Here is a 23,705-nt window from a genome sequence, read left to right as displayed (position 1 = left end):
GGACCGTAGCATCGGTCGCAAACCGTTACCGCAGAACCGAACATGCTCAAGCTCAACCTCGCCGTGGCCGTCGTCTTCGCGATGGCCGCGACGGCTCATGCGCAGCCGTCGCTGTCGCCGGGGCCGGCCCCGGCTGCCACCGGCAGCGCCGCGCCGATCGGCGCACCGCCATCCGACGCCCTCCCTTCCACCTCGCTGACACTTGCCGATGCGCTGTCGGTTGCGGCCCGGAACAATCCGGCGCTGCGCGGCGCGCGCGCGGACGTCGATGCGTCGGCCGGCGCGCTGCTGCAGGCCGGCGCGCGTCCCAATCCCGAAGTGTCGTTCCTGCAGGAAGGCTTCCGTCGCGCCGAACGCACGTCGACCGCGCTGATCAACCAGACGATCGAACTCGGCGGCAAGCGTAGCGCGCGGCTCGACGTTGCGTCGTACGGCAGGGAAGCGGCCAATGCATCGCTCGACGAGCAGGGCGCCGTCGTGCGTGCCGACGTGATCGCCGCGTTCTACGGGCTGCTCGCCGCGCAGCGCCAGCTTCAGGTGACCGAGGAATCGGCCGCGATCGCCGCACGCTCGGCGGATCTCGCGAACCGCCGTGCGCAGGCCGGCAAGGTGTCGCCGGTCGAGGCGACGAAGGCGCACGTGGCGGCGGCCGGCGTGCAGATTGAAGTTGTGACCGCACGCGGCCGTGTCGAGGTCGCGCGCGAGAAGCTGAACGCGGTGATGGGCGAAGCACGCGACGGCGGGCTTGCCGTGCAGGGCGACCTCGAAGCCGTGCCGCCGGTCGAGTCGCTGCCCGCGCTGACCGCGCAGCTCGACGATGCGCCGCTCGCCAGGATCGCGCGCGCCGAGATGCTGCGCTCGAACGCGGCCGTGTCGCTCGAACGCGCGCGGCGCATTCCGGACGTGACGATCAGCGCGGGCGTGAAGCGCGTGACCACGGGCGGCGTGCCGGACAACCAGGCGGTGGTCGGCGTGTCGATCCCGATTCCGCTGTTCAACACGAACAAGGGCGCGCTGCTCGAGGCGACGCACAAGGCCACGCGCGCGAATGCCGATCTCGATCGCGAACGCACGCGCCTGCGGCTGGACCTCACGCAGGCATACGCGAATTTCGAAGCCGCCGCACAAGAAGCGCAGCGGCTGAAGGCCGACATCCTGCCGGCCGCGCGCCTCGCGCTCGATGCGATGTCGCGCGGCTACGAGCTCGGGAAGTTCAGCTTCCTCGACGTGCTCGACGCGCAGCGCACGCTGTTCCAGGGCCAGTCGCAATACGTGCGTGCGCTCGCCGATGCGCATACGGCCCGCGCCGACATCGGCCGGCTCGTCGGTACGCCGCTCGCGCCGCTTGCACCGGTCGCGCAATAGCGCAACGGACGCCTCTTTTACCTGAAGGATCACCATGTCACGCAACAGAATCCTGATCGTCGCGGCGGTCGTGCTCGGCAGTGCCGGAATCGTCATCGGCGCACTCGGTGTCACGCGCAACAGCGGTGGCAACGGCGTGTCCGCATCGGCGGCGTCCGCGGCTGCTTCTTCCGCCGACGCCACCGGCGAGCGCGGCGGTGTCGTGCTAAAGCGCGGCAAGCTGTCCGTCGAAATCGTGATGACGGAGAAGCCCGGCGATGCGCGCCTCATCGTCTATCCGTTCGTCGACGGCAAGCCGGCCGACAAGGGCGTGACCGTGTCCGGCACGCTGGTCCGCTACGACCGCTCGCACGAACCCTTGCGTTTCGACGCGGCCGGCCAGAAGTTCGTGTCCGCGCAGTCGATCGGCAAGCCGCACGTGTTCGATGCGACGATCGACGTGAAGGCGGGCAACGAAGCCGCGTCGTTCCCGTTCGCCCGCGCCGATGGCGCGATCGCGCTGACCGACGCGCAGCTCGCGACCTCGAAGATCGCGCTGGCGAAGGCCGGCCCCGCGCAGATCGCGACGCCGTTCCAGCTCCCGGGCGAGATCAAGTTCAACGAGGATCGCACCGCGCACGTGGTGCCGCGCGTGGCCGGCATCGTCGAGCAGGTGTCGGTGTCGCTCGGGCAGAACGTCGCGAAGGGGCAGGTACTGGCCGTGATCGCGAGCACCGATCTTGCCGACCGGCGCAGCGAGCTGCTGACGGCCGAGCGCCGGCTGTCGGGCGCACGCGCGACCTACGAGCGCGAACGCACGCTGTGGCAGGAGCGTATTTCGGCCGAGCAGGACTACCAGCAGGCGCAGGTGCAGTTGCGTGAAGCCGAGATCGCCGTGCAGAACGCGCGGCAAAAGCTGGCTGCGCTGAACGCACCGGTCGGCGCGGGTGCGCTGAACCGCTACGAACTGCGCGCGCCGTTCGCCGGCACGATCGTCGAGAAGCATGCGACGCCCGGCGAAGCGATCGCTGCCGATGCCAGCATGTTCGTGATCTCCGATCTGTCGACGGTATGGGCCGAGATGGCCGTGCCGGCGCAGCGGCTCAACGACGTGCGGGTCGGCCGCGACGCGACGGTCATCGCGACCGCGTTCGAATCGCGTTCGAGCGGCCCGATCGCGTACGTGGGTTCGCTGCTCGGCGAACAGACGCGCACCGCGCCGGCGCGCGTCGTGCTGCCGAACCCGGACGGCGTGTGGCGGCCCGGGATGTTCGTGAACGTGTCGGTCGACGCGGGCAAGCAGGGCGTGCCGCTCGCGGTCGCGAGCGACGCGCTGCAGGACGTCGACGGCGCACCGTCCGTCTTCGTGCGCTCGTCGAAGGGTTTCGTCGCCCAGGCCGTCGAGACGGGGAGGCGCGACGAACGGGCGACCGAGGTGCTGAAGGGCCTCAAGCCGGGCCAGGAATACGCGGCGTCGAACAGCTTCGTGCTGAAGGCCGAACTCGGCAAGGGGAGTGCGGAACATGAATGAGCGTTACGTGTGTGCCGTTGCACGACTCGCGGCCCGCTATGCGGCCCGCTTTCCGGATCGCCGCGTGACCGGCCGGGCGGCCCGTCCGTCGAGGGTGACCGTGCCCCGTTTCAAGGAATCCCGTCATGTTTGAACGCCTGATCCGCTTTGCGATTGCGCACCGCTGGCTCGTGATGCTGGCGATCGCGGCCGTGGCCGCGCTGGGCATGTTCAGCTACCAGAAGCTGCCGATCGACGCGGTGCCCGACATCACCAACGTGCAGGTCCAGATCAACACGTCCGCGCCCGGCTATTCGCCGCTCGAAGCCGAGCAGCGCATCACCTATCCGGTCGAGACCGTGATGGCCGGCCTGCCGGGCCTCGAGCAGACGCGCTCGATCTCGCGCTACGGGCTGTCGCAGGTCACGGTGATCTTCAAGGACGGTACCGACATCTACTTCGCACGGCAGCTCGTCAACGAGCGCATCCAGGAAGCGAAGGACAAGCTGCCGGCCGGCATCGCGCCCGCGATGGGGCCGACGTCGACGGGCCTCGGCGAGATCTACCTGTGGACCGTCGAGGCCGACGCGGCCGCGCGCAAGCCCGACGGCACGCGCTATTCGGCGGCCGACCTGCGCGAGTTGCAGGACTGGGTCATCAGGCCGCAGCTCAGGAACGTGCGCGGCGTGACCGAGGTGAACTCGATCGGCGGCTACGTGAAGGAATACCGCGTCGCGCCGAATCCGGCGAAGCTGATGTCGTACGGGCTCACGCTCGCCGACGTCGTGCGCGCGCTCGAACGCAACAACGACAACGTCGGGGCCGGCTACATCGAGAAGCGCGGCGAGCAGTATCTCGTGCGCGTGCCGGGCCAGGCGCGTACCGTCGACGATATCGCGAACATCGTGCTGACCAACGTCGGCGGCGTGCCGGTGCGGATGAAGGACGTCGGGCTGGTCGACATCGGCCGCGAGCTGCGCACCGGCGCGGCGACGTCGGACGGCGAGGAGGTCGTGCTCGGCACGGTCTTCATGCTGATGGGCGAGAACAGCCGCACGGTCGCGAAGGCCGTCGCCGCGAAGATGGACGACGTGAACCGCACGCTGCCTTCAGGCGTGAAGGCGATTCCCGTGTACGACCGCACGGTGCTCGTCGAGAAGGCCGTTGCGACGGTGAAGAAGAACCTGCTCGAAGGCGCGATCCTCGTGATCGCCGTGCTGTTCCTGTTCCTCGGCAACATGCGCGCGGCGCTGATCACCGCGCTCGTGATCCCGCTGTCGATGCTGATGACCTTCACCGGGATGGTGAACGCGAAGGTGAGCGCGAACCTGATGAGCCTCGGCGCGCTCGACTTCGGGATCATCGTCGATGGCGCGGTGGTGATCGTCGAGAACTGCGTGAGGCGGCTCGCGCATGCGCAGGCCGCCGCGGGCCGGCCGCTCACGCGCGACGAGCGTTTCGCGGAGGTGTTCGGCGCGTCGCAGGAGGCACGCCGCGCGCTGATCTTCGGGCAACTGATCATCATGGTCGTGTACCTGCCGATCTTTGCGTTGACGGGTGTCGAAGGCAAGATGTTCCACCCGATGGCCATTACCGTCGTGATGGCGCTCGCGGCCGCGATGGTGCTGACTGTCACGTTCATTCCGGCGGCTGTTGCGCTGTTCATCGGCGAGCGCGTCGAGGAGAAGGAGAACCGGCTGATGGGCTGGGCGCGGCGCGCGTACGAACCGGCGCTCGCGGCGTTCATGACGCGCCCGGCGCGCGTGATGATCGGAGCCGGCGTGATCGTTCTGGCCACGCTCGGGCTTGCCACGCGGCTCGGCAGCGAGTTCATTCCGAGCCTCAACGAGGGCGACCTCGCGGTCGCCGCGCTGCGGATTCCCGGCACGAGCCTGTCGCAGTCGGTGGAGATGCAGAAGTCGATCGAGAAGACGCTGAAGGCGCGCTTCCCCGAGATCCAGCGCGTGTTCGCGCGCACCGGCACGGCCGAGATCGCGGCCGACCCGATGCCGCCGAACTTGTCGGACGGCTACATCATGCTGAAGCCTGCCGACCAGTGGCCCGACCCGAAGAAGCCGCGCGACCAGCTCGTGCGCGAGATCGAGGAGGCGCTCGCCGAGCTGCCGGGCAACGCCTACGAGTTCTCGCAGCCGATCCAGCTGCGCTTCAACGAACTGATCTCGGGTGTGCGCAGCGACGTCGCGGTGAAGATCTTCGGCGACGACATGGCCGTGCTGAACCAGACCGGCGAGCAGATCGCGGCCGCGCTGCAGAAGGTGCCGGGTGCGTCGGAAGTGAAGGTCGAGCAGACCACCGGCCTGCCCGTGCTGACCGTCAACCTCGACCGCGACAAGCTCGCGCGCTATGGCGTGAGCGTCGCCGACCTGCAGGATACGGTGGCCGCCGCCGTCGGCGGGCAGAAGGCCGGCACGCTGTTCCAGGGTGACCGCCGCTTCGATATCGTCGTGCGGCTGCCGGACGAGCTGCGCTCGGACATCGAGGCGATCAAGCGGCTGCCGATCGCGCTGCCCGCGCCGGCGGCCGGCGCCAGCGCGCCGCTCGCGGCGGCGCCGTACGTGCCGCTCGCGGAGCTCGCGACCATCAACGTCGCGCCGGGGCCGAACCAGATCAGCCGCGAGGACGGCAAGCGGCGGGTGGTCGTCAGCGCGAACGTGCGCGGCCGCGACGTCGGCTCGTTCGTCGCCGATGCGCGCGAGCAGCTGCAGCAGGACGTGCGCGTGCCGGCCGGCTACTGGGTGTCGTGGGGCGGGCAGTTCGAGCAGTTGCAAAGCGCGAGCGAGCGCCTGAAGCTCGTCGTGCCGCTCGCGCTGTTCATGGTGTTCGTGCTGCTGTTCGTGATGTTCAACAACGTGAAGGACGGGCTGCTCGTGTTCACCGGCATTCCGTTCGCACTGAGCGGTGGCGTCGTGTCGCTGTGGCTGCGCGGGATTCCGCTGTCGATCACGGCGGCGGTCGGCTTCATCGCGCTGTCCGGCGTGGCCGTGCTCAACGGGCTTGTGATGATCTCGTTCATCCGCAACCTGCGCGACGAAGGGATGCCGCTCGAGGCCGCCGTGCGTGAAGGTGCGCTCACGCGGCTGCGGCCGGTGCTGATGACCGCGCTCGTCGCGTCGCTCGGCTTCCTGCCGATGGCGTTCGCGACCGGCACCGGCGCCGAGGTGCAGCGCCCGCTCGCGACGGTCGTGATCGGCGGTATCCTGTCGTCCACGGCGCTGACGCTGCTGGTGCTGCCCGTGCTGTACCGCGTCAGCCATGCAGTGTCGTGGCGCGCGGCGTTGCGCGGCGGCTTCGGCTCGGGCGTGCTGCGCCGGCTGGGTTTCTTCAAGGGTAATGCGTGATGCGAATTCTGATTGTCGAAGATGAACCGAAGACGGGTGCGTACCTGCGCAAGGGGCTGACCGAGGCCGGCTATGTCGTCGACTGGGTCGAGGACGGCATCACGGGCCAGCATCAGGCCGAGACCGAGGAGTACGACCTGCTCGTGCTCGACGTGATGCTGCCCGGGCAGGACGGCTGGACGCTGCTGCAGAACCTGCGGCGCAGCAAGTCGACGCCCGTGCTGTTCCTGACCGCGCGCGACGATGTCGGCGATCGCGTGAAGGGGCTCGAGCTCGGCGCCGACGACTATCTCGCGAAGCCGTTCGACTTCGTCGAGCTGACCGCGCGCATCAAGTCGATCCTGCGGCGCGGCCAGCCGCGCGATTCGAACACGCTGCGCGTGGCCGATCTCGAACTCGACCTGACGCGCCGCAAGGCCACGCGGCAGGGCGACACGATCCTGCTGACCGCGAAGGAATTCGCGCTGCTGTGGCTGCTGATGCGCCGCGAGGGCGAGATCCTGCCGCGCACGACGATCGCGTCGCAGGTCTGGGACATGAACTTCAACAGCGACACGAACGTCGTCGATTCGGCGATCCGGCGGTTGCGCTCGAAGATCGACGACGCGTACGAGCCGAAACTGATCCACACGGTGCGCGGAATGGGCTACGTGCTCGAAGCGCGCGGCGGCGCGGCCGCATGATCGCGCGCCTGCTGCCGCGTACGCTGCGCGGACGCCTGACCGCACTGATCATCCTGTCGACGTCGGTGATTCTCGCGTCGAGCGGCGTCGCGCTCTACGAGGCGCTGAGCAATCGCGTCGACACGACGGCGGCCGAGCAGATGGCCGGGATTTCCGCCGCGCTGGGCGCGCACCTCGCCGAAGCGCGCTCGACGGCCGGCGTCGCGCGCAACACCGATATCTGGATCGACCAGTTGCACGGCCATCCGAACATGGATCTCGCGATCTACGACGCCACGGGTACGCGCCTGGTCGGCACGCCCGGCTTCCGCCCGTATGGGCCGCTGATGTCGCTGGATGCAGGGCGCGTGCCGGTCGGCATCGCGCCACCCGGCGCGCGGCACCAGTATCTGGTGATGAATGTGCCGCTGGCCGGCGCGGGCGCAAGTGCGCCCGTCGTGCGCGTCGTGGTGCAGTACGACCGCAGCGCCGACGTGCTGTTGCTGCGCACGCACGCCTATACGATCGTCGTGATCGAGGTGTTCGGCGTGGTGCTCGCAGCCGCGATCGCATACGGCATCGCGGCGCTCGGGCTGAGCCCGCTGCGGCGGTTCGCGGCGCGCGCCGAGCAGATGTCGACGAGCCGGCTCGCCCGTCCGCTGCCGGCGCTCGATACGGCCGGCGAGCTGAAGGAACTCGAGCATGCGTTCAACGGCATGCTCGAGCGGCTGAATGAATCGTTCACGCGGCTGAGCCAGTTCTCGTCGAATCTCGCGCACGACATGCGCACGCCGCTCACGAACCTGCAGGCAGCCGCGCAAGTCGTGCTGTCGCAGCCGCGCAGCGCGGACGAATACCGGAACGTGATCGAGTCGAGCATCGATGAATACCAGCGGCTGTCGCGGATGATCGAGGACATGCTGTTTCTCGCGCGCTCGGAGCAGGCCGGCACGTCGATCGACGTGCGGCGATTGAATGCGGCGGAGGAGGCCGGGCGTGTGGCCGGCTACTACGAGCCGCTGGCGGAGGATGCGGGTGTGCAGGTGAAGGTCGACGGCCATGCGTGGGTCGATGCCGATCTGACGCTGTACCAGCGCGCGCTGAGCAACCTGCTGTCCAACGCGCTGAGGTACGCGCCGCGCGACAGCGTCGTGACGATCGACTGTGTGGAGCAGGGCGGCGCGACGACGATTGCCGTGTCGGATACCGGGCCCGGCATCGAGGCCCGGCATGTCGGGCGGATCTTCGAGCGCTTCTATCGCGTCGATCCGTCGCGGCACGACTCGGCGTCGGGCACCGGGCTCGGTCTCGCGATCGTCCGGTCGATCATGGACAACCACGGCGGCGAATGCGGTGTCGACAGCGACCCCGGCCGGCGCACGACGTTCTGGCTGCGCTTCCCGCGACGGCCGGCCGAGCTGAAACGGCCGGCGGCCATCAGTACCTGACACCGCCGGCGGGCCCGCCCGCGCGTTCGCCGGAAGGCGGCCGAGCGCGGCGCGCTGCCCGCGGTCGCATGGCCGAGCGTCATTGCTGCGCGGTCAGGTTGTCGTGGTTGTCGGTCTGCGGCTTCTTCTCGCCGCCATGCACCGAAATCCCGTGAAGCTCCTTGTTGCGCGCGACGAGCTCGCCGGTCGGCGGGTATTGCGTCTTGCTCGTCGGCACGACGCCGTCATGCTGCGCCTGCTTCAGTTCGTTGACGACCTGCGTGCGGGTCTTGCCCTGCGTTTGTGTTTGCGCGAACGCGGCCTGCGTGGCCATGCCGAACGACAGCGTGGCGGTGACGAACAGTGCTGCGAGTTTTGCGGTTTTCATCGAGTGCTCTCCTTGATCGGGGCCGCCGGGTGGCGAACCGTGGACCCAGTATGCGAAAACAGTCGTGCGTGATCGTGATCGCGAGATGAAAAATGCGTCAGATTGCGTGACGCGGAGAGGCGCCGTTCGGACACGACCGGCATGACGCAATCGTCATGTTCGCGTCATGGGCGCGATGAGCGGGAATCGGAACATGAAGTCTGCCGATGGCCGACATGGCCGACGGCATTCACGCCGTTCGCGACCGCGGTATCGAAAGCGGGCGGCCTTGTTCAGACTTTCCTTCCGGACCGAAAAGTGTATCGTCCCGCCATTCGCCTGACCTTGATCGCAGTCCTGATCGTCCCGTTGTTCGCGGGCTGCGCATCGACACATTCCGGCACAACGCCAACCGCGCAGGCGGCACCGGCCGCCGCGAAAAAGCCGGTGCCGGCCGACCTCATGCCCGGCGAGCAGATCGACTATGCCGGGCATCGCTGCGGCAATCCGAACCTGTATGTGAAGACGCATAACTGCCTGTTTCCACAGCGCAATTCAACGCCCTGATCATCGGGGCGCAACCAAAAAAAAAGCCCGGCACTCGACGAGTCCGGGCTTAACGCGTGACGTGCCGTGCGGCAGCGACCCGCTTGCGTGGTCTGGAACGGGCGCTGCCCGTCACGTTTCCGATCGTAGCGATACGACGCTTCGCGAAGCTGATCGGAACATGAAATTTTTGTCACGTTGCGCGCGTATCGCCGCCGCGATCAGAACCGATGACGCAGCCCGAGATTGACGATGCCCTGCGTGCGCGTTCCGCCATAGCCATACGAGCCGATCGACGCCTGCGCCGTTTGCGTGCCGCCGTCGAGCGTGCGCTGCTCGCCGTTCGCGCGTTGCCATGCACCGACCGCGTAAAGGTCGGTACGCTTCGACAGCACGTAGTCGGCGCCGGCGGACACCTGATGGTAGGTCGCGCTCGTATCGCCGCGGGCGCGTGTGTAGCTGTAGCCGACACCGACGAGCAGGCTGGGCGTCGCCTGGTAGTTGAAGAAGCCGCGCGCGGTGTCGTACTTCTGCGTGCTCCGAAACGCGGACATCGCATCGGCCTTGTACAGCGCGTTGCTGTAGTCGATGCCGACCGCGAACGGCGCGAAGTTGTAGCGCAACGCACCGCGCGCGATGCCGATCGATTTCGCCGAAATGTAGCCGCCGTTGACCAGCGACCCGTCGAATGTGCCGTCGGAGGTGCCGTTCCAGCCGGTGCGGATGCCGTTGGCGAGCGATGAACGATTGGCCGCGTAGTAATAGCCGCCCGCCACGTCGACCGGCCCGTTGCTGTACGACAGGCCGGCCGACCAGGTTTGCCCGGCGCCGCTCTTGCCGGCCACGCCGCCGAGTGCGTACATGCCGACGAACTGGAATCCGTTGATCATCGGCGACGTGTATTTCACCGCATTGTCGGTGCGCGACGACGTGTCGTAGTTGTCGACGTCGCCGGGTGTCGCGTAGACGCTGCCGAAGTAGAAGTCGCCGGTGACCGGCCACGCGACGTCCGCGAGCGCGTCGTACTGGCGGCCGAGCGTCAGCGTGCCCCAGCGCGCGCTGTCGAGGCCGACGAATGCCTGCCGGCCGAACATCCGGTTGCCTTGTCCGAGCGCGCCGGTGTTCGGATTGAAGCCGTTTTCCAGCGTGAAGATCGCCTTCAGCCCGCCGCCCAGATCTTCCGCGCCCTTCACGCCGAAGCGGTTGCCGAGCAGGTTGCCGTTGCCGAGGCCGACGAGATTCCTGCCGTCCGCGTTGGCGTTCCATACGTACGTCAGCGACGTATCGAACAGGCCGTACAGCGTGACTTCCGACGCGTGGACTGCCTGGGCAGTCGTCAGCAGCGCCCCCGACATCATGACAAGCCGAACTGGAGTTTTCATGGTGTGTCCCTGAAGTTCAAGATGATCGTTTTGTGCATCGTGCTATTCCGGTACCGCGTGCGTGGCCGGCGGGTGGGGAATATCGCGATCGCGCTGCCGATTCTGGAAAGCGTTCGGATCGTGAAGGTGAGGGACAAATGAGAAAAATGTCATCGCCGCGTCATGGGTGCATCAGCCCGCGAAGATTGTTCATTCGGAATGCGATGCAAATGATGCTGGAGCAGTGACGAAACCGTCATGCGGCAATCACGATTCCGCACCGCCGCTGGATCAAAGTGAAGGCTCCTGTCACGGATTCACAGCAAGGAGCAACCAACATGAACATTCCGCGACCGATGATCGTCGCCGCCGCTGCCGCACTGTCGATGGCGGCCCTCTCGCAAGCGGTGGCCGCACCGCAGAAGACCCGGCAGGAAGTCCTTCAGGAACTGGTACGGGCGCGCCACGACGGCGTGATCCCGAGCCCGAATCACGACTACCCGGCGAGCCCGGCCACCGTCGCGCGCAACCAGGAAATCCATCGCGCGACGGTGCACCGCGGCGAGACGGCACCGCTGGTCGATGCGCACGACAACCGTTTTGCGGTTCGTTGATCGTTCATTCGCGGTCGACCGGCGTAGTGCCTGCCGGCTACACCCCACGGAAGAGGAGCGTGCCATGCGCAAATTTGCGAAAGGAATCGTGCTTGCGGCGTGCCTGATGTCGACGGCCGCGATGGCGGCCGGCTGGCCGGAACGTGCGTTGTCGCACGCGTCGGCGCATGACGTCGGCCGGCGTGCGAACGAGCGGATGCGCTGCGAGTTCGCGGCCGTGCCGGCCGGCGAGTGGAGCGCGACGTTCACGCGTGGGCAATGCGAGGTCGGCAACGGCCGGCTGACGTTCGTGCCGGCCGATGCCGTCGGCGGATCGACCGTCGCGGAGAAGCGGATCCTGCTCGGCGATATCCGCACCGCGTCGCATCAGTCACGCAAGCTGAAAGAGCAGCTGCAACTGACGACAGGCGACGACGTGATCGCGCTGAACGTGCTGACCGACGACGGCAGCCGCAAGTCGCGCGAACATGCGATCGACCTGTGGGCCGCGTTACGCAACGAAGGCGTGACGCCCGTCAACGGCACGCGCATCGTCGAACCGTATCCGACGGGCGCGACGACGTGGTAGCCGGCGCGCCGCCGCATCCGGCTTATCCGGTCTTCACCGATCCTTCGATCAGGAAGAACACGATGAAGCCGATGAAGAACGCGGCCGTCGCGAATGGCGTTTCGGGTACCTCGTGCGCTTCGACCAGCAGTTCTTCGGTGACGAGGTACAGCAGTGCGACGGTGCCCAGCCCGAGCAGCGCCGCGTAGAGATTGGGCGGAAGTCCGGCGAACACCGCGTTACCGGCCACGGCCGCGAGGCTCAGCAGCGCCGCGAGCCCGACCGGTACGACGATCGACAGCAGGCGGCCGATGCCGGCGGCCGCAAGCGCCGCGCTGACCGACAGCGCGAGGAACAGCACCTCGAGCGTCAGCGCGATGGTCAGGATGATGCCGCTTTCGTCGCTCGCGGAGAACGCGATGCCGAGCACGAGGCCGTCGACGACGAGATCGATCGCGGTGACGATGATCAGGCTCACGGGCAACTGCGCGGCCTCGAAGCGCGTCTCGATCGCGCCCGACAGCGCACGGATCGCGAGCATCAGCGCGATACCGAGCACGAAGCCGACGACGACCGGAAACAGCGCATGCGCGCGATCCTGCGGCAGCAGTTCGAGCGCCGCCGCCGCGAACACGATGCCGCCGGTGAAATGCTGGATGACGCTCGACGTTTTCGGGCCGGGGGCGCGCCACGCGGCCGCGAGGGCCCCGAAACAGGCCGCCAGCACGGGCGGTAACGTGAGCAGCGCAAGCTTCGCGGTCGGTGTCATGAGGCCTCTCGGACGGTTGGCGTACCGCAGCGAGGCCGGCGTCTGGCTACCCGGCGGCCTGGTACGGTTGGTGCGTACACGCCGGGCGGTGCCCCGGCTTCAACCGGGGATTGAACACCTTGAAGCCGCTTCAAGGTCAACCCATTCGATGCCGGGCGCACCGGCAAGCCGGCGCGCCCGTGCCGGTCAAAGCTGCGCGAGCGCCTGGTCGAGATCGGCGAGCAGGTCGTCGATATGCTCGATGCCGATCGACAGCCGCACCGTTTCCTCCTTCACGCCGGCCTTCGCGAGTTCGGCCGGTGACAGTTGCCGGTGTGTCGTCGATGCCGGGTGCGTCGCGAGCGATTTCGTGTCGCCGATGTTGACGAGCCGCGTGAACAGCTTCAGCGCGTCCTGGAACTTCGCACCGCCGTCACGTCCGCCCTTCACGCCGAACGTCAGGATGCCCGGCGCGCGGCCCGACAGGTAGCGCGCGACGAGCGGATGGTCGGGGTGATCGGGCAGGCCCGCGTAGTTCACCCATTCGACGTTTTCGTGGCGCGCGAGATGCTGCGCGATCTTCAGCGCGTTGTCGCTGATCCGCTCGACGCGCAGCGCCAGTGTTTCGATGCCCTGCAGGATCTGGAAGGCATTGAACGGCGAGATCGCCGCGCCCATGTTGCGCAGCGGCACCACGCGCGCGCGGCCGATATAGGCGGCCGGCCCGAACGCTTCCGTATAGACGACGCCGTGATAGCTGACGTCAGGCTCGTTCAGCCGCTTGAAGCGGTCCGCATGCTCGGCCCACGGGAACTTGCCCGAATCGACGATCGCGCCGCCGAGGCTCGTGCCGTGCCCGCCGAGATACTTCGTCAGCGAGTGCACGACGATATCCGCGCCGTGCTCGAACGGGCGCAGCAGGTACGGCGACGGCACCGTGTTGTCGACGATCAGCGGAATCCCGTGACGATGCGCAACTTCCGCGAGCGCGGCGATGTCGGTGACGTTGCCGAGCGGGTTGCCGACCGATTCCGCGAAGATCGCCTTCGTGCGCGCGTCGATCAGCGGTTCGAACGACGCGGGGTCGCGCGGATCGGCGAAGCGCGTCGTGATCCCGTATTGCGGCAGCGTATGCGCGAACAGGTTGTAGGTGCCGCCGTACAGCGAACTCGCGGACACGATGTTGTCACCGGCTTCCGCGATCGTCTGGATCGCATACGTGACGGCCGATTGCCCCGATGCGAGCGCGAGCGCGCCGATGCCGCCCTCGAGTGCGGCGATCCGCTGCTCGAGCACGTCCGTCGTCGGGTTCATGATCCGCGTGTAGATGTTGCCCTGGACCTTCAGGTCGAACAGGTCGGCGCCGTGCTGCGTGTCGTCGAATGCGTACGCAACGGTCTGGTAGATCGGTACGGCGACTGCGCGCGTGGTCGGGTCGGGACGATAACCGCCGTGCACGGCGATGGTTTCGAGGCGCCAGTTCGATGCGGCCTGATCGGTCATGGGTGCTCCTTCTGTTGTTGTGGTGGTCGAGCGATTATAGGAGCACGCGCGCGGCTGTCCTTAGAACGAATGGTTTGTTGCTTATGGCGGCGCGGTGCATAAAATGCCTTCTTCCGCACACAAGGGGTACACGATGAACCAGGATCATTGGAACCAGGTGGATGCGTATTTCTCCGCGACGCTCGTGCCGTCCGACGACGCACTCGACGCCGCGCTGGCGGCGAGCGACGCGGCCGGGCTGCCCGCGATCAACGTCGCGCCGAACCAGGGCAAGCTGCTGCAGGTGCTCGCGACGATCCGCGGCGCGCGCCGGATCCTCGAGGTCGGCACGCTCGGCGGCTACAGCACGATCTGGCTCGCGCGCGCGTTGCCGCCGGGTGGCACGCTCGTGACGCTCGAACTGAACCCTGAACACGCGAAGGTCGCGACGCAGAACATCGCGCGTGCCGGGTTCGCGGAGGCCGTGACGGTGGTGGTGGGCAGCGCGAAGGACAGCCTCGCACGGCTCATCGACGCGGGTGGCGCGCCGTTCGATTTCATCTTCATCGATGCGGACAAGGACAACAACCCGGTCTATCTCGACGCGGCGCTGAAGCTGTCGCGGCCGGGCACGGTGATCGTCGTCGACAACGTCGTGCGCGGCGGGCGCGTAGCTGATCCGGACAATCGCGAGCCCGACGTGGTCGGCGTGCGCGACGGGTTCGCGCGTCTCGTGGCCGCCCCGAACGTCACGACCACGGCCGTGCAGACGGTCGGGCAGAAGGGCTGGGACGGGTTCTCGATCTCGATCGTCGGCGCGTAACGGGGTGCGTCAGCGCGGGCTGGCTGCCGCGTCGGCCCGTCGATACAGGCGTGGCCACTGATCGTCGTACAGGCCGTTGCAGGTGCCGTGCGTGGCGATATCGCTGAGCATGAAGTGCCGGCCGTCGAAGATCCACGTTGCGGTCGAGCCGCAATCGCCGGCACTGCGCAGCCTGACCTTGCTCGACAGCATCGCGCCGATCGTGGCGTAGCCGGCGTCGGTCAGTTCGTTCGCGAACGACGCCGAATCGAGTCCCGCATTCGCGTTCTCGCCGAAATTCATCGCCGTCGGCGTGAACGGTGCCGCGCGTCGCACGCGATACCACAGGTCGGTGTGGTTATACAGGCTGCTGGTCTGGCACGGAATCGAGACGAGCGCCTCGTCGGCGGAGATCGCGAAGGCGGACGACGCCTTCCTGCGATCGCTGGCGGACATTTCGTCTTCGACGTCGGTCGCACATTGTTTCACGTCGCTGCCGAATTTCGCGAGCACCGCGTCGACGAGCGGGCCCTGTTCGGCGGCCGACACGGCGGCGGCCGGGATCGGCGCCGGCACGACGGCGGGCGGTAGTACCGGTGCGGCCGGCACCGACGACGCGGGCCGGGTGCCGGGGCGCAGCAGCGCCGTGACCGTGCCGACGCGGCCCTGCGTGTCGTCGATCAGCAGCAGCGCGGCGCTCAATCCCGACAACGGCGTGCGGGCGGTATGCGCCGACGCGGGATCGCCGAAGCTCAGCAGTTGCCCGTTGCGCAATGCGGCGAGCCAGGTGGCAACCGTTGCCGGATCGCTGGTTCGCATCCGGGCACGCGTCCAGAACGAGGGCGCGTCGTCATTCTTGTCGCCGGACGCCCGCCATTGAGCGGGAGCCGCATCGAACGGCCGGCCGTCGACGCGTGCGGTGCGCAGGTCCAGCGGCACCGTCGCGTAGAGGTCGAGCCATGCTTGGCCGTCCGGGCCGGCATCGCGCGTCACGCGCAGGATGACGCGCGTGCGTGCGTCGTCAATATCGTCCGTGTGGCTTTCGGCAATGCAACGGTTGCCGTTGTCGCAGACGACCGACCAGTTCTTGAAGTTGCGCTCGACCGGCGGCCGCGCGAGCGGGCGAGCCTGGGCAACGATCGGGGAAACGGCGAGGAGGGCGGCGATGGCGAGCGAAAGGCGGTGCGACATGACGGTTCGGATCGGCTGTGGATGGGCGGGCGGAAGACGTCGGACTGCAAGCGCATCGTCAGCAAGCGGGGCAGGTCGAGGGCTGCGGCGCATGCGGCGGCGCGCGTTACCGAACGGCATCGAGTATACCGCCGCAATACGCTGCGATCGCGACGACGACGCGTAGTGTGCGGGCACGGACGTTGCTCGCCGGCATGGGTCGGACAAGTGCGGGTAAAAAAAACGGCGCGAAGCCCGCAGGCATCGCACCGTTCAACTGTCATCGACCGTCGACTACGTCGCGCAGGAACGTGTCGAGCATCGCCACGTCGCCCCACGGCCGCTTGTATTCGCGATCGTGCTCGGCATCGGCGAGCATCGTCTCGACGAGCGCGTGGATTGCCGGCCGGCGTGGCCCGTATTCGCTTTCGTTCGCGCTCATCTTCAGCGCGAGCAACGCGTCGAGCTCCGCGCGCACCGCCGGCTCATGCACGGTGCCGTCGACGAGATCCACGAAGCGCATCGGCGGCATGCCGAGCCCCGAGTCGATCCAGCGCACCGCGAGCAACGGCCGCAGTACGTACAGGTACTTCTTGTAACGCACCGTGTCGCCTTGCAGATAGCCGCGAAAGTTCTTCTTCGCCATCGCGAGGTAGTGGTGACGCCCGCGCACCGGCGAGAAGAACGCCGACGCCAGCGACCTGAGCCGCGGCGCCCAGCGCGCGTCTTCGCGATACACGACCGGCGAGTCGAGCCATTCGAGCAGCGTCGGGTTCGAGCGGCGCAGCAGTTGCAGCGCCTTGCGCAACTCCCAGCCGCTGACGTCGAGCTCGTCGTCGAGCGGCCGCTCGATCACGTCGCGTTGCGGTTCGACGCTCAGGTACCAATCGCGCCGATGCGCATACACGAAACGCACGTCGTAGTCGCTGTCGGGTGATGCAAACCCCCAGCCGCGGCTGCCCGATTCACACGCGAACAGCACGCTCACGTCGTGGCGGCGCTCGACTTCCGCGAGCTCCGCCATCACGCGCGCCCGCACGGCCGGGTCGACCGGGTGCGCGCTGCGCACGGTCGTCAATTTTTCCGTTTTCATTCTTGTTGCTTCCCTTTCGTTGTGCGCGGCCGCCGGCCATCGGCCGCGCACCGCGCTACCCTTTCACGCACACCACCTGGCGCAGCGTATGCACCACTTCGACGAGGCTGCGCTGGGCTGCCATCACCGCGTCGATGTCCTTGTAGGCCATCGGGATTTCGTCGACGACGCCCGCGTCCTTCCGGCATTCGACGCCCTGGGTTGCCTTCACCTGGTCGTCAACCGTGAAGCGGCGCTTCGCTTCGGTACGGCTCATCGTCCGGCCTGCACCGTGGCTGCACGAGCAGAAGCTTTCCGGGTTGCCGAGCCCGCGCACGATGAAGCTCTTCGCCCCCATCGAGCCCGGAATGATCCCGAGTTGCCCCTTCTGCGCGGACACCGCGCCCTTGCGCGTCACGAGCACGTCTTCGCCGAAGTGGCGTTCGCGCTGCACGTAGTTGTGGTGGCAGTTCACCGCGTGTTCGTCGACCGAGAACGGCTTCACGATCACGCTGCGCGCCGCGCCGATCACCGCATCCATCATGGCCTGCCGGTTGCGGCGCGCGTAGTCCTGCGCCCAGCCGACCGCTTCGACGTAATCGTCGAAGTGCCGGCTGCCCTCGGTGAAATACGCGAGGTTGCGATCCGGCAGGTTCGCGATGTGCTGCCGCATGTCGGCCTGCGCGAGTTCGATGAACAGGCTGCCGATCGCATTGCCGACGCCGCGCGAGCCGCTGTGCAGCATGAACCACACGTGGTCCGCTTCATCGACGCACACTTCGATGAAGTGGTTGCCGGTGCCGAGCGTGCCGAGATGCGCGTAGTGGTTCGTCTTTTCCAGCTTCGGATACTTGTCGACGATCCGCTGGAAGCCCGGTTGCAGCGACTTCCACGATTCGGTCACGGCGGCCGGCGTGCGGTCGCCCCATGCGCCCGGATCGCGGCGACCCGGCGCGCGGCCGTGCGGCACCGCGCGTTCGATCGCGCTGCGCAGGCCCGCGAGCGAATCCGGCAGGTCGGACGCCGTCAGCGTCGTGCGTGCGGCCATCATCCCGCAGCCGATGTCGACGCCGACCGCGGCCGGAATGATCGCGCCTTTCGTCGGGATCACGCTGCCGATCGTCGAGCCCTTGCCGAGGTGGACGTCCGGCATCACCGCGACGTGGCTGAAGATGAACGGCATCTGCGCGGTGTTGCGCAGTTGCGCGCGCGCTTCGTCTTCAACGGCGACGCCTTGCGTCCACATCTTCACCGGCTTGCCGTTGGCCAGTTCCATCACCTGGTAATCCATATCACTCATGTTCATCACCTTGCTGCTTCGTTCATCGGGCACGACGCCCGTGCGCCGTGCCCGATCATTCATTGCGCACCCTTGATGCTGACGAGTCCGTTCAGCACCTGGTCGAGACCGCCGAACACCGAGATGTGGTCGATCCGTTCCGCGACGCGCTCGAGCGTTTCCAGCTCCTTGAGCCGCAGCGCGGTCGGGTTTTCTTCCATCACCTTCGCGGTGTTCAGCAGCGAACGCGTGGCCGCGGTTTCCTCGCGGCGGCGAATCACGTTCGCCTGCGCGGACTTTTCTGCTTCAACCACCTGTGCGAGGATCGTCTTCATGTCGCCCGGCAGCACGATATCCTTCACGCCGACGCTGCGCACCTCCACGCCAGAATGACCGAGGCGTGCACGCACCTGGGTGATCACGACGTCGTCGATCGACTGCTTGTCTTCCAGCAGCTCGTCGAGCGAACGCGTGCCGACTGCCGATCGCAGCGCGAACTGCAGCTCGCGATACAGGTGTTCGACCGGCTTCTGCAACTGGCCGAACGCATGCAGCACGTCCGCATAGCACCACGTCGCCGACAGGTTCAGCCGCAGCGCGACCTTGTCGCGCGTCAGGATTTCCTGCCCGCCGACTTCGATCGCCTGCAAACGCAGGTCGACGAGTTCGACCGTGACGTCGCGGTTGAAGCGCCAGAACGCCGCAGTACCCGCGTCCAGCAACCGCTCGATCTTGCCGTCGATCTTCAGCACGCCGACGTGGTACGCCGGCACCTGCGCCAGCAGCACGCCCGCCAGGCCCGCCACGCCGCGCGCACGCAGCGCCGGTTGCGCGATGCGCTTCACGAGCGCGGCCGGCAGCATGCTGTCCTGCGCGAGATCGACGCGTTCGAGACGATGCGTGGCCAGGCCGCGCCAGTACAGCCGGCGCGTGCCCGGCGCCAGGATCTCGACGAGCACGTCGTCTTCGTAGCGCAGGCCCGCTTCATCGTCGGCGAGATCCATCGCGACGAAGTGCCGGGCGAGCACGTCCGGTGCGTCGTGACGCAGGTAGTCGGCCAGTGCCGCATCGGCGAGCGGCGCGTCGAGACGCGCGGTCTGCACCGACAGCCGCTTGAGCGGATCGAAGGCCTTGAACACACCCGGTTCGAGCACCTTCACGAAATCGCCCTCATTCATCAGCAGCGCGCGTTCGTTCTTTTTCACGACATGTCGCATCCACATATTCTTGTCCTTTTCTTCAATGGCCGCCGGGTGACACGCATCGTGCGGATCGCGGGGCGACGCAATCGGGCGGGCGGCGCGCTGGCCCGGCGCCGAAGGGTACGGTGACGCATCCTGCATCGCGTCGTCGTGCGCCTTCGCGCGGGCCGTGCGGCCGTCCGGCCGATCGCGCGGATCCGCAACCGGTCCGACGCGCGGCGGGCCTTGCGGCCCGCACCGGCGGGTACTGCTTCTATCAAGAGACTGTCCTTGCGGACAGCGTTCGGACGGGATTCGAACCCGCCACCGGCCGGCTTTCGCCGGCTGCTCCACCTGGCTGAGCTTCCGAACAATGGGCGCCCCGGGATTCGAACCCGGACGAAGCATCCTGGCGCGCGCCCGTTTGCCTTCATCTGTCCATGGCGGCATGCGCTGCCGCAACGAACTGGGTTCGGCGGCGGCGCACCAGCAGGGCTTGTTGAACCCTGGCTCGCGGGCCAGCGGGACATCCGGCGCTCTCTATTTAGCGAGGAGCGTGCCAGCGGGCGCGTTTGTGCTTTGAATGTTTTTTTAAGCGATTGAAAATAAAGAGGATTTATTTGTTTTGGGAGGTTGGGTGCCGATGCTTCCCGCATCGCGTCATCGTGAAAATCCGATACAATCGGATCGCTTCTTATCCCATGAGATAAACATGCGAAAGACTGTCGCCATCGGCTTTCTCGGCACCGTGCTCGACCAGGGCGGCCGCGCGCCGCGCCGTTACCGCAAATGGCGGCCGACGATTTCGCTGTGCGAGCAGCCCGAGCTGCCGATTGACCGGCTCGAACTGCTGCATTCGCTGGACTACACGCGTCTCGCCAACCAGGTGCGGGACGATCTCGCGCGACTGTCGCCGCAGACCGACGTGCGGCTCACGCCGGTCACGCTCCACGACCCGTGGGATTTCGAGGAGGTCTATGCGACGCTGCATGACTACGCGCGTGCGTATCCGTTCGACCTCGAGCACGAGGATTACCTGATCCACATCACGACCGGCACGCACGTCGCGCAGATCTGCTGGTTCCTGCTGGCGGAAGCGCGCTACCTGCCCGCGCGACTCGTGCAGACGGGGCCGCCGAAGCAGACCGACGAGGGGCCGAGCGGGCCGGGCACGATATCGGTGATCGATCTCGACCTGTCGCGCTACAACCGGATCGCGCAGCGCTTCACGCGCGAGCGCGACGAAACGGTGTCGTTCCTGAAGGCCGGCATTGCGACCCGCAACGCGCGCTTCAACGCGCTGATCGAGCAACTGGAGCGCGTGGCCGTGCGTTCGCGCGCGCCGATGCTGCTGGTCGGGCCGACGGGCGCCGGCAAGTCGTTTCTCGCGAAGCGCGTGTACGAGCTGAAGCGCGGCCGCCATCGGCTCGCGGGGCCGTTCATCGAGATCAACTGCGCGACGCTGCGCGGCGACGCGGCGATGTCGACGCTGTTCGGTCACGTGAAGGGCGCGTTCACCGGCGCGCAGTCGGCGCGGGCCGGGCTGCTGCGCGCGGCGGACGGCGGCCTGCTGTTTCTCGACGAGATCGGCGAACTCGGGCTCGACGAACAGGCGATGCTGCTGAAGGCGATCGAGGAGAAGCGTTTCCTGCCGGTCGGCGCGGATGTCGAGGCGACCAGCGATTTCGAGCTGATCGCGGGCACGCACCGCGACTTGCGGCAGATGGTGGCGGCCGGCACGTTCCGCGAGGATCTCTATGCGCGGATCAACCTGTGGACATACGAATTGCCGGGGCTGGCCGAGCGCCGCGAGGATATCGAGCCGAACCTCGAATTCGAGCTCGACCGTTTCGGCCGCGAGCAGGGCGAGCAGGTGCGGTTCAACGTCGAGGCGAAGCGGCGCTATCTCGCGTTCGCCGCATCGGCGCGCGCGGCGTGGGCCGGCAACTTCCGCGAGCTGTCCGCGTCGGTCACGCGGATGGCGACGCTAGCCGATGCGGGGCGGATCACCGAGGCGCTTGCCGAGCAGGAAGTCGAACGGCTGACGCGCACGTGGTCGTCGCCGGGCCCGGGCGGCGCGGGTGCGTCCGATGCTTGCGTCGATGCGGTGTTTGGTGCCCGTGCGGCGGAACTCGACCTGTTCGACCGTGCGCAGCTCGAACGCGTGCTCGACGTGTGCCGCGCATCGGCTAGCCTGTCGGAAGCCGGACGCATGCTGTTCGCGGTATCGCGGCAGAGCAAGAAGCAACCGAACGATGCGGACCGGTTGCGCAAGTATCTCGCGCGGTTCGGGCTGGATTGGGACGGCGTGCGGCAGGCGCTCGATGGGGTGCGGTGATGGGCCCGTGCGCGTCATGCTGTCGAGGCATTGTGCGTGCGGTATCGCGTGTGAAAACTTCAGGAGCGTTGTCGTGATCGAGATTCCGTCGACTGTCAGGCCGCTGTTCGTCGCAGCCGGTTGGCGCGGCGATGCCGATGGCCGCGTGTCGTCACGCGCTGACGACCATCCGGGCAATGCGATTCTGCGCGCGTTCGACGGGTTGATCGTGGGAACGGATCGCGCCGATCGCCGCGGGGAAACCTGCGCGCGGATGGGGATCGCGTTTCATGCGCTGGCGCGCAAGGATCGCCAGATTGCCGCGTGGGAACAGGCGCTCGGGACGACGATGATCGGTATTGCCGAGGACGATCTCGGCTACGTCGAGTTTTATGTCGATGCGCAGGGGCGTGTGTTCGCGACCAATTGCGTGGTCGATGGCGTGTATCTGTGCGGATTCACGTTCGGCGAAGCGGTCGAGCGGACGTTGTGCGGGCGGGTCGCGATTCCGCTAGTGCTCGACGATCGCGCGACGATTGCCTATTACGGCGAGGATCTGACGAGCGACGATCCGCGCGTGATGACGGCCGCGCAGCTTCTCGCCGGGCGCGACGGTTAGCGCCCGTGCCGTGATGCGCTTGCGCGGCCGGCCGTGCTTCAACCGGCCGCGGCTGCCTGCCGGAACGGCGCCAGGAATGCCCAGTCCGGTTGCGCTGCCGCGACATCCGCGAGCCCGCGCGCGAACGCGTGCGCCGGCAGCCACGGATACCCGAACGCCGCGTGCAGCGCATCGAGTTTCGCCGATCGCGGATCGTCGATCGTATCCATCCGTGCGATATGAATATGCAGCGCGGCGATCCGAGCGGCTTCGTCGTCGTTGCCCGCGAACTGCCAGCGGTACGTGCCATGCCCGATCCGCAACGCGCCGTTGTCCTTCTGCCGCATCACGACGAGCCACGACATCGCGCTGACGCCGTGTGGGTCGACCTCGGGTTCCGTGCAAACGTAATACGTCCGGCAGCGCTCGAACCGCTCGCCGAAATCCTCGACCAGCGTGCGTGCAATCGCGGCCGCACCCGTCACGCGCGGCGGAAAATCGATATCGTCGTTCGCGAGCGAAAAGCTCAGCTCGGCATCGGCCGCGAAGCAGTCGGCGATCAGCGCGGGCCGGTTCAGGTCCTTCGCGCGCAGATAGCACTCGAGCAGCGCGCGAACCGTTGCGGGATGAAGCGGGTAGGGCATGAGCGAGCCTCCTGTATCGGGAAATCGGGCCGCATGCGCCGGCCGGCCTTGGCCGTGGGCGTATGTGCCTTTGTCGTATAATTTCGTTTCAAAGCTAAATTCGCATGACCGTACGGAGCGTCGAAGTCATGGCCAAGCAGCAAGAGGAGTCCGTTCTGACCATTACCAACCCGGCCTGCCTGATCGATGGCACGGACACGGAATTTCGCCATCTGATCAACGGGCTGCTGCCGTTCGCGGCCCGCCTGCTGTCGGTGCGCGACGGTTTCGGCTCGCTGATGGGCCTCACCGGCATCCAGTATTCGCTGCTCGTATCGGTCGCGCATCTGTCGCACGACGACGTCGTGACCGTCAACCGCCTCGCCGATCACCTGCACCTGAGCGGCGCCTTCGTCACGATCGAGACCGGCAAGCTGAAGAAGCTCGGCCTGATCGACAAACGTTCGGATCCCGACGACAAGCGCAAGATGCGGCTCACGGTCACGCCGGCCGGTTCGAAGCTGCTGAAGGCGCTCGCCGATACGCAGCAGCGCATCAACAACGTGCTGTTCGAAGGTGTGACGAAGACCGAATTCAAGGCACTCTGCTCGGTGATCGACCGCCTCGTCACCAACGGCGACCGCGCGACGCTCGATCTCGCGCACCTGATCGCGCGCCAGGAAAAAGGCTGACGCA

At 67.2% G+C, this 23,705-nt stretch carries 22 protein-coding genes and 1 tRNA gene; 13 read left to right on the top strand and 10 right to left on the bottom strand.

The annotated features are described in order from the left end of the window. The first annotated feature begins 42 nt into the window (after positions 1-42). The 5 genes from LGN19_RS09950 (at position 43) to LGN19_RS09930 (ending at position 8,323) form a co-directional block, all read left to right on the top strand. Positions 43-1,365, top strand: a complete 1,323-nt coding sequence (locus LGN19_RS09950) for a TolC family protein (protein ID WP_226214326.1) — start codon at positions 43-45, stop codon at positions 1,363-1,365. A gap of 34 nt (positions 1,366-1,399) precedes the next feature. Beyond that, entirely contained in the window at positions 1,400-2,875 is a 1,476-nt protein-coding gene (locus tag LGN19_RS09945) for an efflux RND transporter periplasmic adaptor subunit (RefSeq protein ID WP_226214324.1), read from the top strand. A 125-nt stretch (positions 2,876-3,000) separates the two neighbouring features. Continuing rightward, complete coding sequence (locus LGN19_RS09940; protein ID WP_226214321.1) at positions 3,001-6,213, top strand: efflux RND transporter permease subunit; 3,213 nt, start codon at positions 3,001-3,003, stop codon at positions 6,211-6,213. Then, complete coding sequence (irlR, locus tag LGN19_RS09935; RefSeq protein WP_226214320.1) at positions 6,213-6,896, top strand: heavy metal response regulator transcription factor IrlR; 684 nt, start codon at positions 6,213-6,215, stop codon at positions 6,894-6,896. The genes LGN19_RS09940 and irlR overlap by 1 nt, the downstream gene beginning before the upstream one ends. Then, the gene (locus LGN19_RS09930) at positions 6,893-8,323 is read left to right on the top strand and encodes a heavy metal sensor histidine kinase (protein WP_226214318.1); all 1,431 of its coding nucleotides are present in this window, start codon (positions 6,893-6,895) and stop codon (positions 8,321-8,323) included. The genes irlR and LGN19_RS09930 overlap by 4 nt, the downstream gene beginning before the upstream one ends. Before the next feature lie 79 nt (positions 8,324-8,402). Here the strand turns inward: LGN19_RS09930 and LGN19_RS09925 are convergent, their stop codons facing one another. Beyond that, entirely contained in the window at positions 8,403-8,690 is a 288-nt protein-coding gene (locus tag LGN19_RS09925) for a DUF4148 domain-containing protein (RefSeq protein ID WP_175221701.1), read from the bottom strand. A gap of 141 nt (positions 8,691-8,831) precedes the next feature. Between LGN19_RS09925 and LGN19_RS09920 the strand changes: the two genes are divergently transcribed. Further along, a complete protein-coding gene (locus tag LGN19_RS09920; protein ID WP_226214316.1) occupies positions 8,832-9,236 on the top strand; it encodes a hypothetical protein in 405 nt (134 codons plus the stop codon). A gap of 200 nt (positions 9,237-9,436) precedes the next feature. Here LGN19_RS09920 and LGN19_RS09915 read toward each other — a convergent pair whose 3' ends face one another. Further along, entirely contained in the window at positions 9,437-10,597 is a 1,161-nt protein-coding gene (locus LGN19_RS09915) for a porin (protein WP_226214314.1), read from the bottom strand. 3 nt (positions 10,598-10,600) lie between these two features. Here LGN19_RS09915 and LGN19_RS09910 point away from each other — a divergent pair, with 3 nt between their 5' ends. From LGN19_RS09910 to LGN19_RS09900, 3 genes are all read left to right on the top strand, one after another. Next, entirely contained in the window at positions 10,601-10,738 is a 138-nt protein-coding gene (locus LGN19_RS09910) for a hypothetical protein (RefSeq protein WP_164462811.1), read from the top strand. Between the two features lie 176 nt (positions 10,739-10,914). Continuing rightward, on the top strand, positions 10,915-11,190 hold the full coding sequence (locus LGN19_RS09905; RefSeq protein ID WP_226214313.1) for a DUF4148 domain-containing protein: 276 nt from the start codon (positions 10,915-10,917) through the stop codon (positions 11,188-11,190). 64 nt (positions 11,191-11,254) lie between these two features. Further along, positions 11,255-11,758 (top strand): hypothetical protein, encoded by a 504-nt coding sequence (locus LGN19_RS09900; RefSeq protein WP_226214311.1) that lies wholly within the window; start codon positions 11,255-11,257, stop codon positions 11,756-11,758. Positions 11,759-11,780: 22 nt separating this feature from the next. Here LGN19_RS09900 and LGN19_RS09895 read toward each other — a convergent pair whose 3' ends face one another. Both LGN19_RS09895 and LGN19_RS09890 read right to left on the bottom strand, forming a co-directional pair. Then, complete coding sequence (locus tag LGN19_RS09895; protein ID WP_226214310.1) at positions 11,781-12,506, bottom strand: ZIP family metal transporter; 726 nt, start codon at positions 12,504-12,506, stop codon at positions 11,781-11,783. Between the two features lie 186 nt (positions 12,507-12,692). Continuing rightward, positions 12,693-13,988 (bottom strand): O-acetylhomoserine aminocarboxypropyltransferase/cysteine synthase family protein, encoded by a 1,296-nt coding sequence (locus tag LGN19_RS09890; RefSeq protein WP_011356015.1) that lies wholly within the window; start codon positions 13,986-13,988, stop codon positions 12,693-12,695. Between the two features lie 133 nt (positions 13,989-14,121). Here LGN19_RS09890 and LGN19_RS09885 point away from each other — a divergent pair, with 133 nt between their 5' ends. Further along, positions 14,122-14,790: an O-methyltransferase gene (locus LGN19_RS09885; RefSeq protein WP_226214308.1), complete on the top strand. Its 669-nt coding sequence runs from the start codon at positions 14,122-14,124 to the stop codon at positions 14,788-14,790. Positions 14,791-14,799: 9 nt separating this feature from the next. On the opposite strand, the gene LGN19_RS09880 is transcribed toward LGN19_RS09885, so the two are convergent. From LGN19_RS09880 to LGN19_RS09860, 5 genes are all read right to left on the bottom strand, one after another. Next, positions 14,800-15,960 (bottom strand): DUF1176 domain-containing protein, encoded by a 1,161-nt coding sequence (locus tag LGN19_RS09880; protein ID WP_226214306.1) that lies wholly within the window; start codon positions 15,958-15,960, stop codon positions 14,800-14,802. Positions 15,961-16,219: 259 nt separating this feature from the next. Then, complete coding sequence (locus tag LGN19_RS09875; protein WP_122949031.1) at positions 16,220-17,032, bottom strand: nucleotidyltransferase domain-containing protein; 813 nt, start codon at positions 17,030-17,032, stop codon at positions 16,220-16,222. Positions 17,033-17,087: 55 nt separating this feature from the next. After that, on the bottom strand, positions 17,088-18,311 hold the full coding sequence (locus tag LGN19_RS09870) for an RtcB family protein (protein WP_122949723.1): 1,224 nt from the start codon (positions 18,309-18,311) through the stop codon (positions 17,088-17,090). A gap of 59 nt (positions 18,312-18,370) precedes the next feature. Next, positions 18,371-19,513, bottom strand: a complete 1,143-nt coding sequence (locus LGN19_RS09865) for a slipin family protein (protein ID WP_226214305.1) — start codon at positions 19,511-19,513, stop codon at positions 18,371-18,373. A gap of 258 nt (positions 19,514-19,771) precedes the next feature. After that, positions 19,772-19,844 (bottom strand) — tRNA-Phe (locus tag LGN19_RS09860). Between the two features lie 339 nt (positions 19,845-20,183). On the opposite strand from LGN19_RS09860, the gene rtcR reads away from it, so the two are divergent. Together rtcR and LGN19_RS09850 are read left to right on the top strand one after the other, a co-directional pair. Continuing rightward, complete coding sequence (gene rtcR / locus LGN19_RS09855; protein WP_226214303.1) at positions 20,184-21,809, top strand: RNA repair transcriptional activator RtcR; 1,626 nt, start codon at positions 20,184-20,186, stop codon at positions 21,807-21,809. A 73-nt stretch (positions 21,810-21,882) separates the two neighbouring features. Further along, entirely contained in the window at positions 21,883-22,407 is a 525-nt protein-coding gene (locus tag LGN19_RS09850; protein ID WP_226214301.1) for an SUKH-3 domain-containing protein, read from the top strand. Positions 22,408-22,445: 38 nt separating this feature from the next. Here the strand turns inward: LGN19_RS09850 and LGN19_RS09845 are convergent, their stop codons facing one another. After that, positions 22,446-23,030: a nuclear transport factor 2 family protein gene (locus LGN19_RS09845; RefSeq protein ID WP_226214299.1), complete on the bottom strand. Its 585-nt coding sequence runs from the start codon at positions 23,028-23,030 to the stop codon at positions 22,446-22,448. 128 nt (positions 23,031-23,158) lie between these two features. On the opposite strand from LGN19_RS09845, the gene LGN19_RS09840 reads away from it, so the two are divergent. After that, positions 23,159-23,701 carry a MarR family winged helix-turn-helix transcriptional regulator gene (locus LGN19_RS09840; RefSeq protein WP_043178107.1) on the top strand — a complete coding sequence of 181 codons (543 nt, stop codon included), beginning with the start codon at positions 23,159-23,161 and terminating at the stop codon, positions 23,699-23,701. Positions 23,702-23,705: the final 4 nt, after the last annotated feature.

Source organism: Burkholderia sp. AU30198 (assembly GCF_020419825.1).
Lineage (GTDB): Bacteria > Pseudomonadota > Gammaproteobacteria > Burkholderiales > Burkholderiaceae > Burkholderia.
The sequence above is the reverse complement of the archived record's forward strand: the minus strand, read 5'-3'. Positions and strand labels throughout refer to the sequence as shown.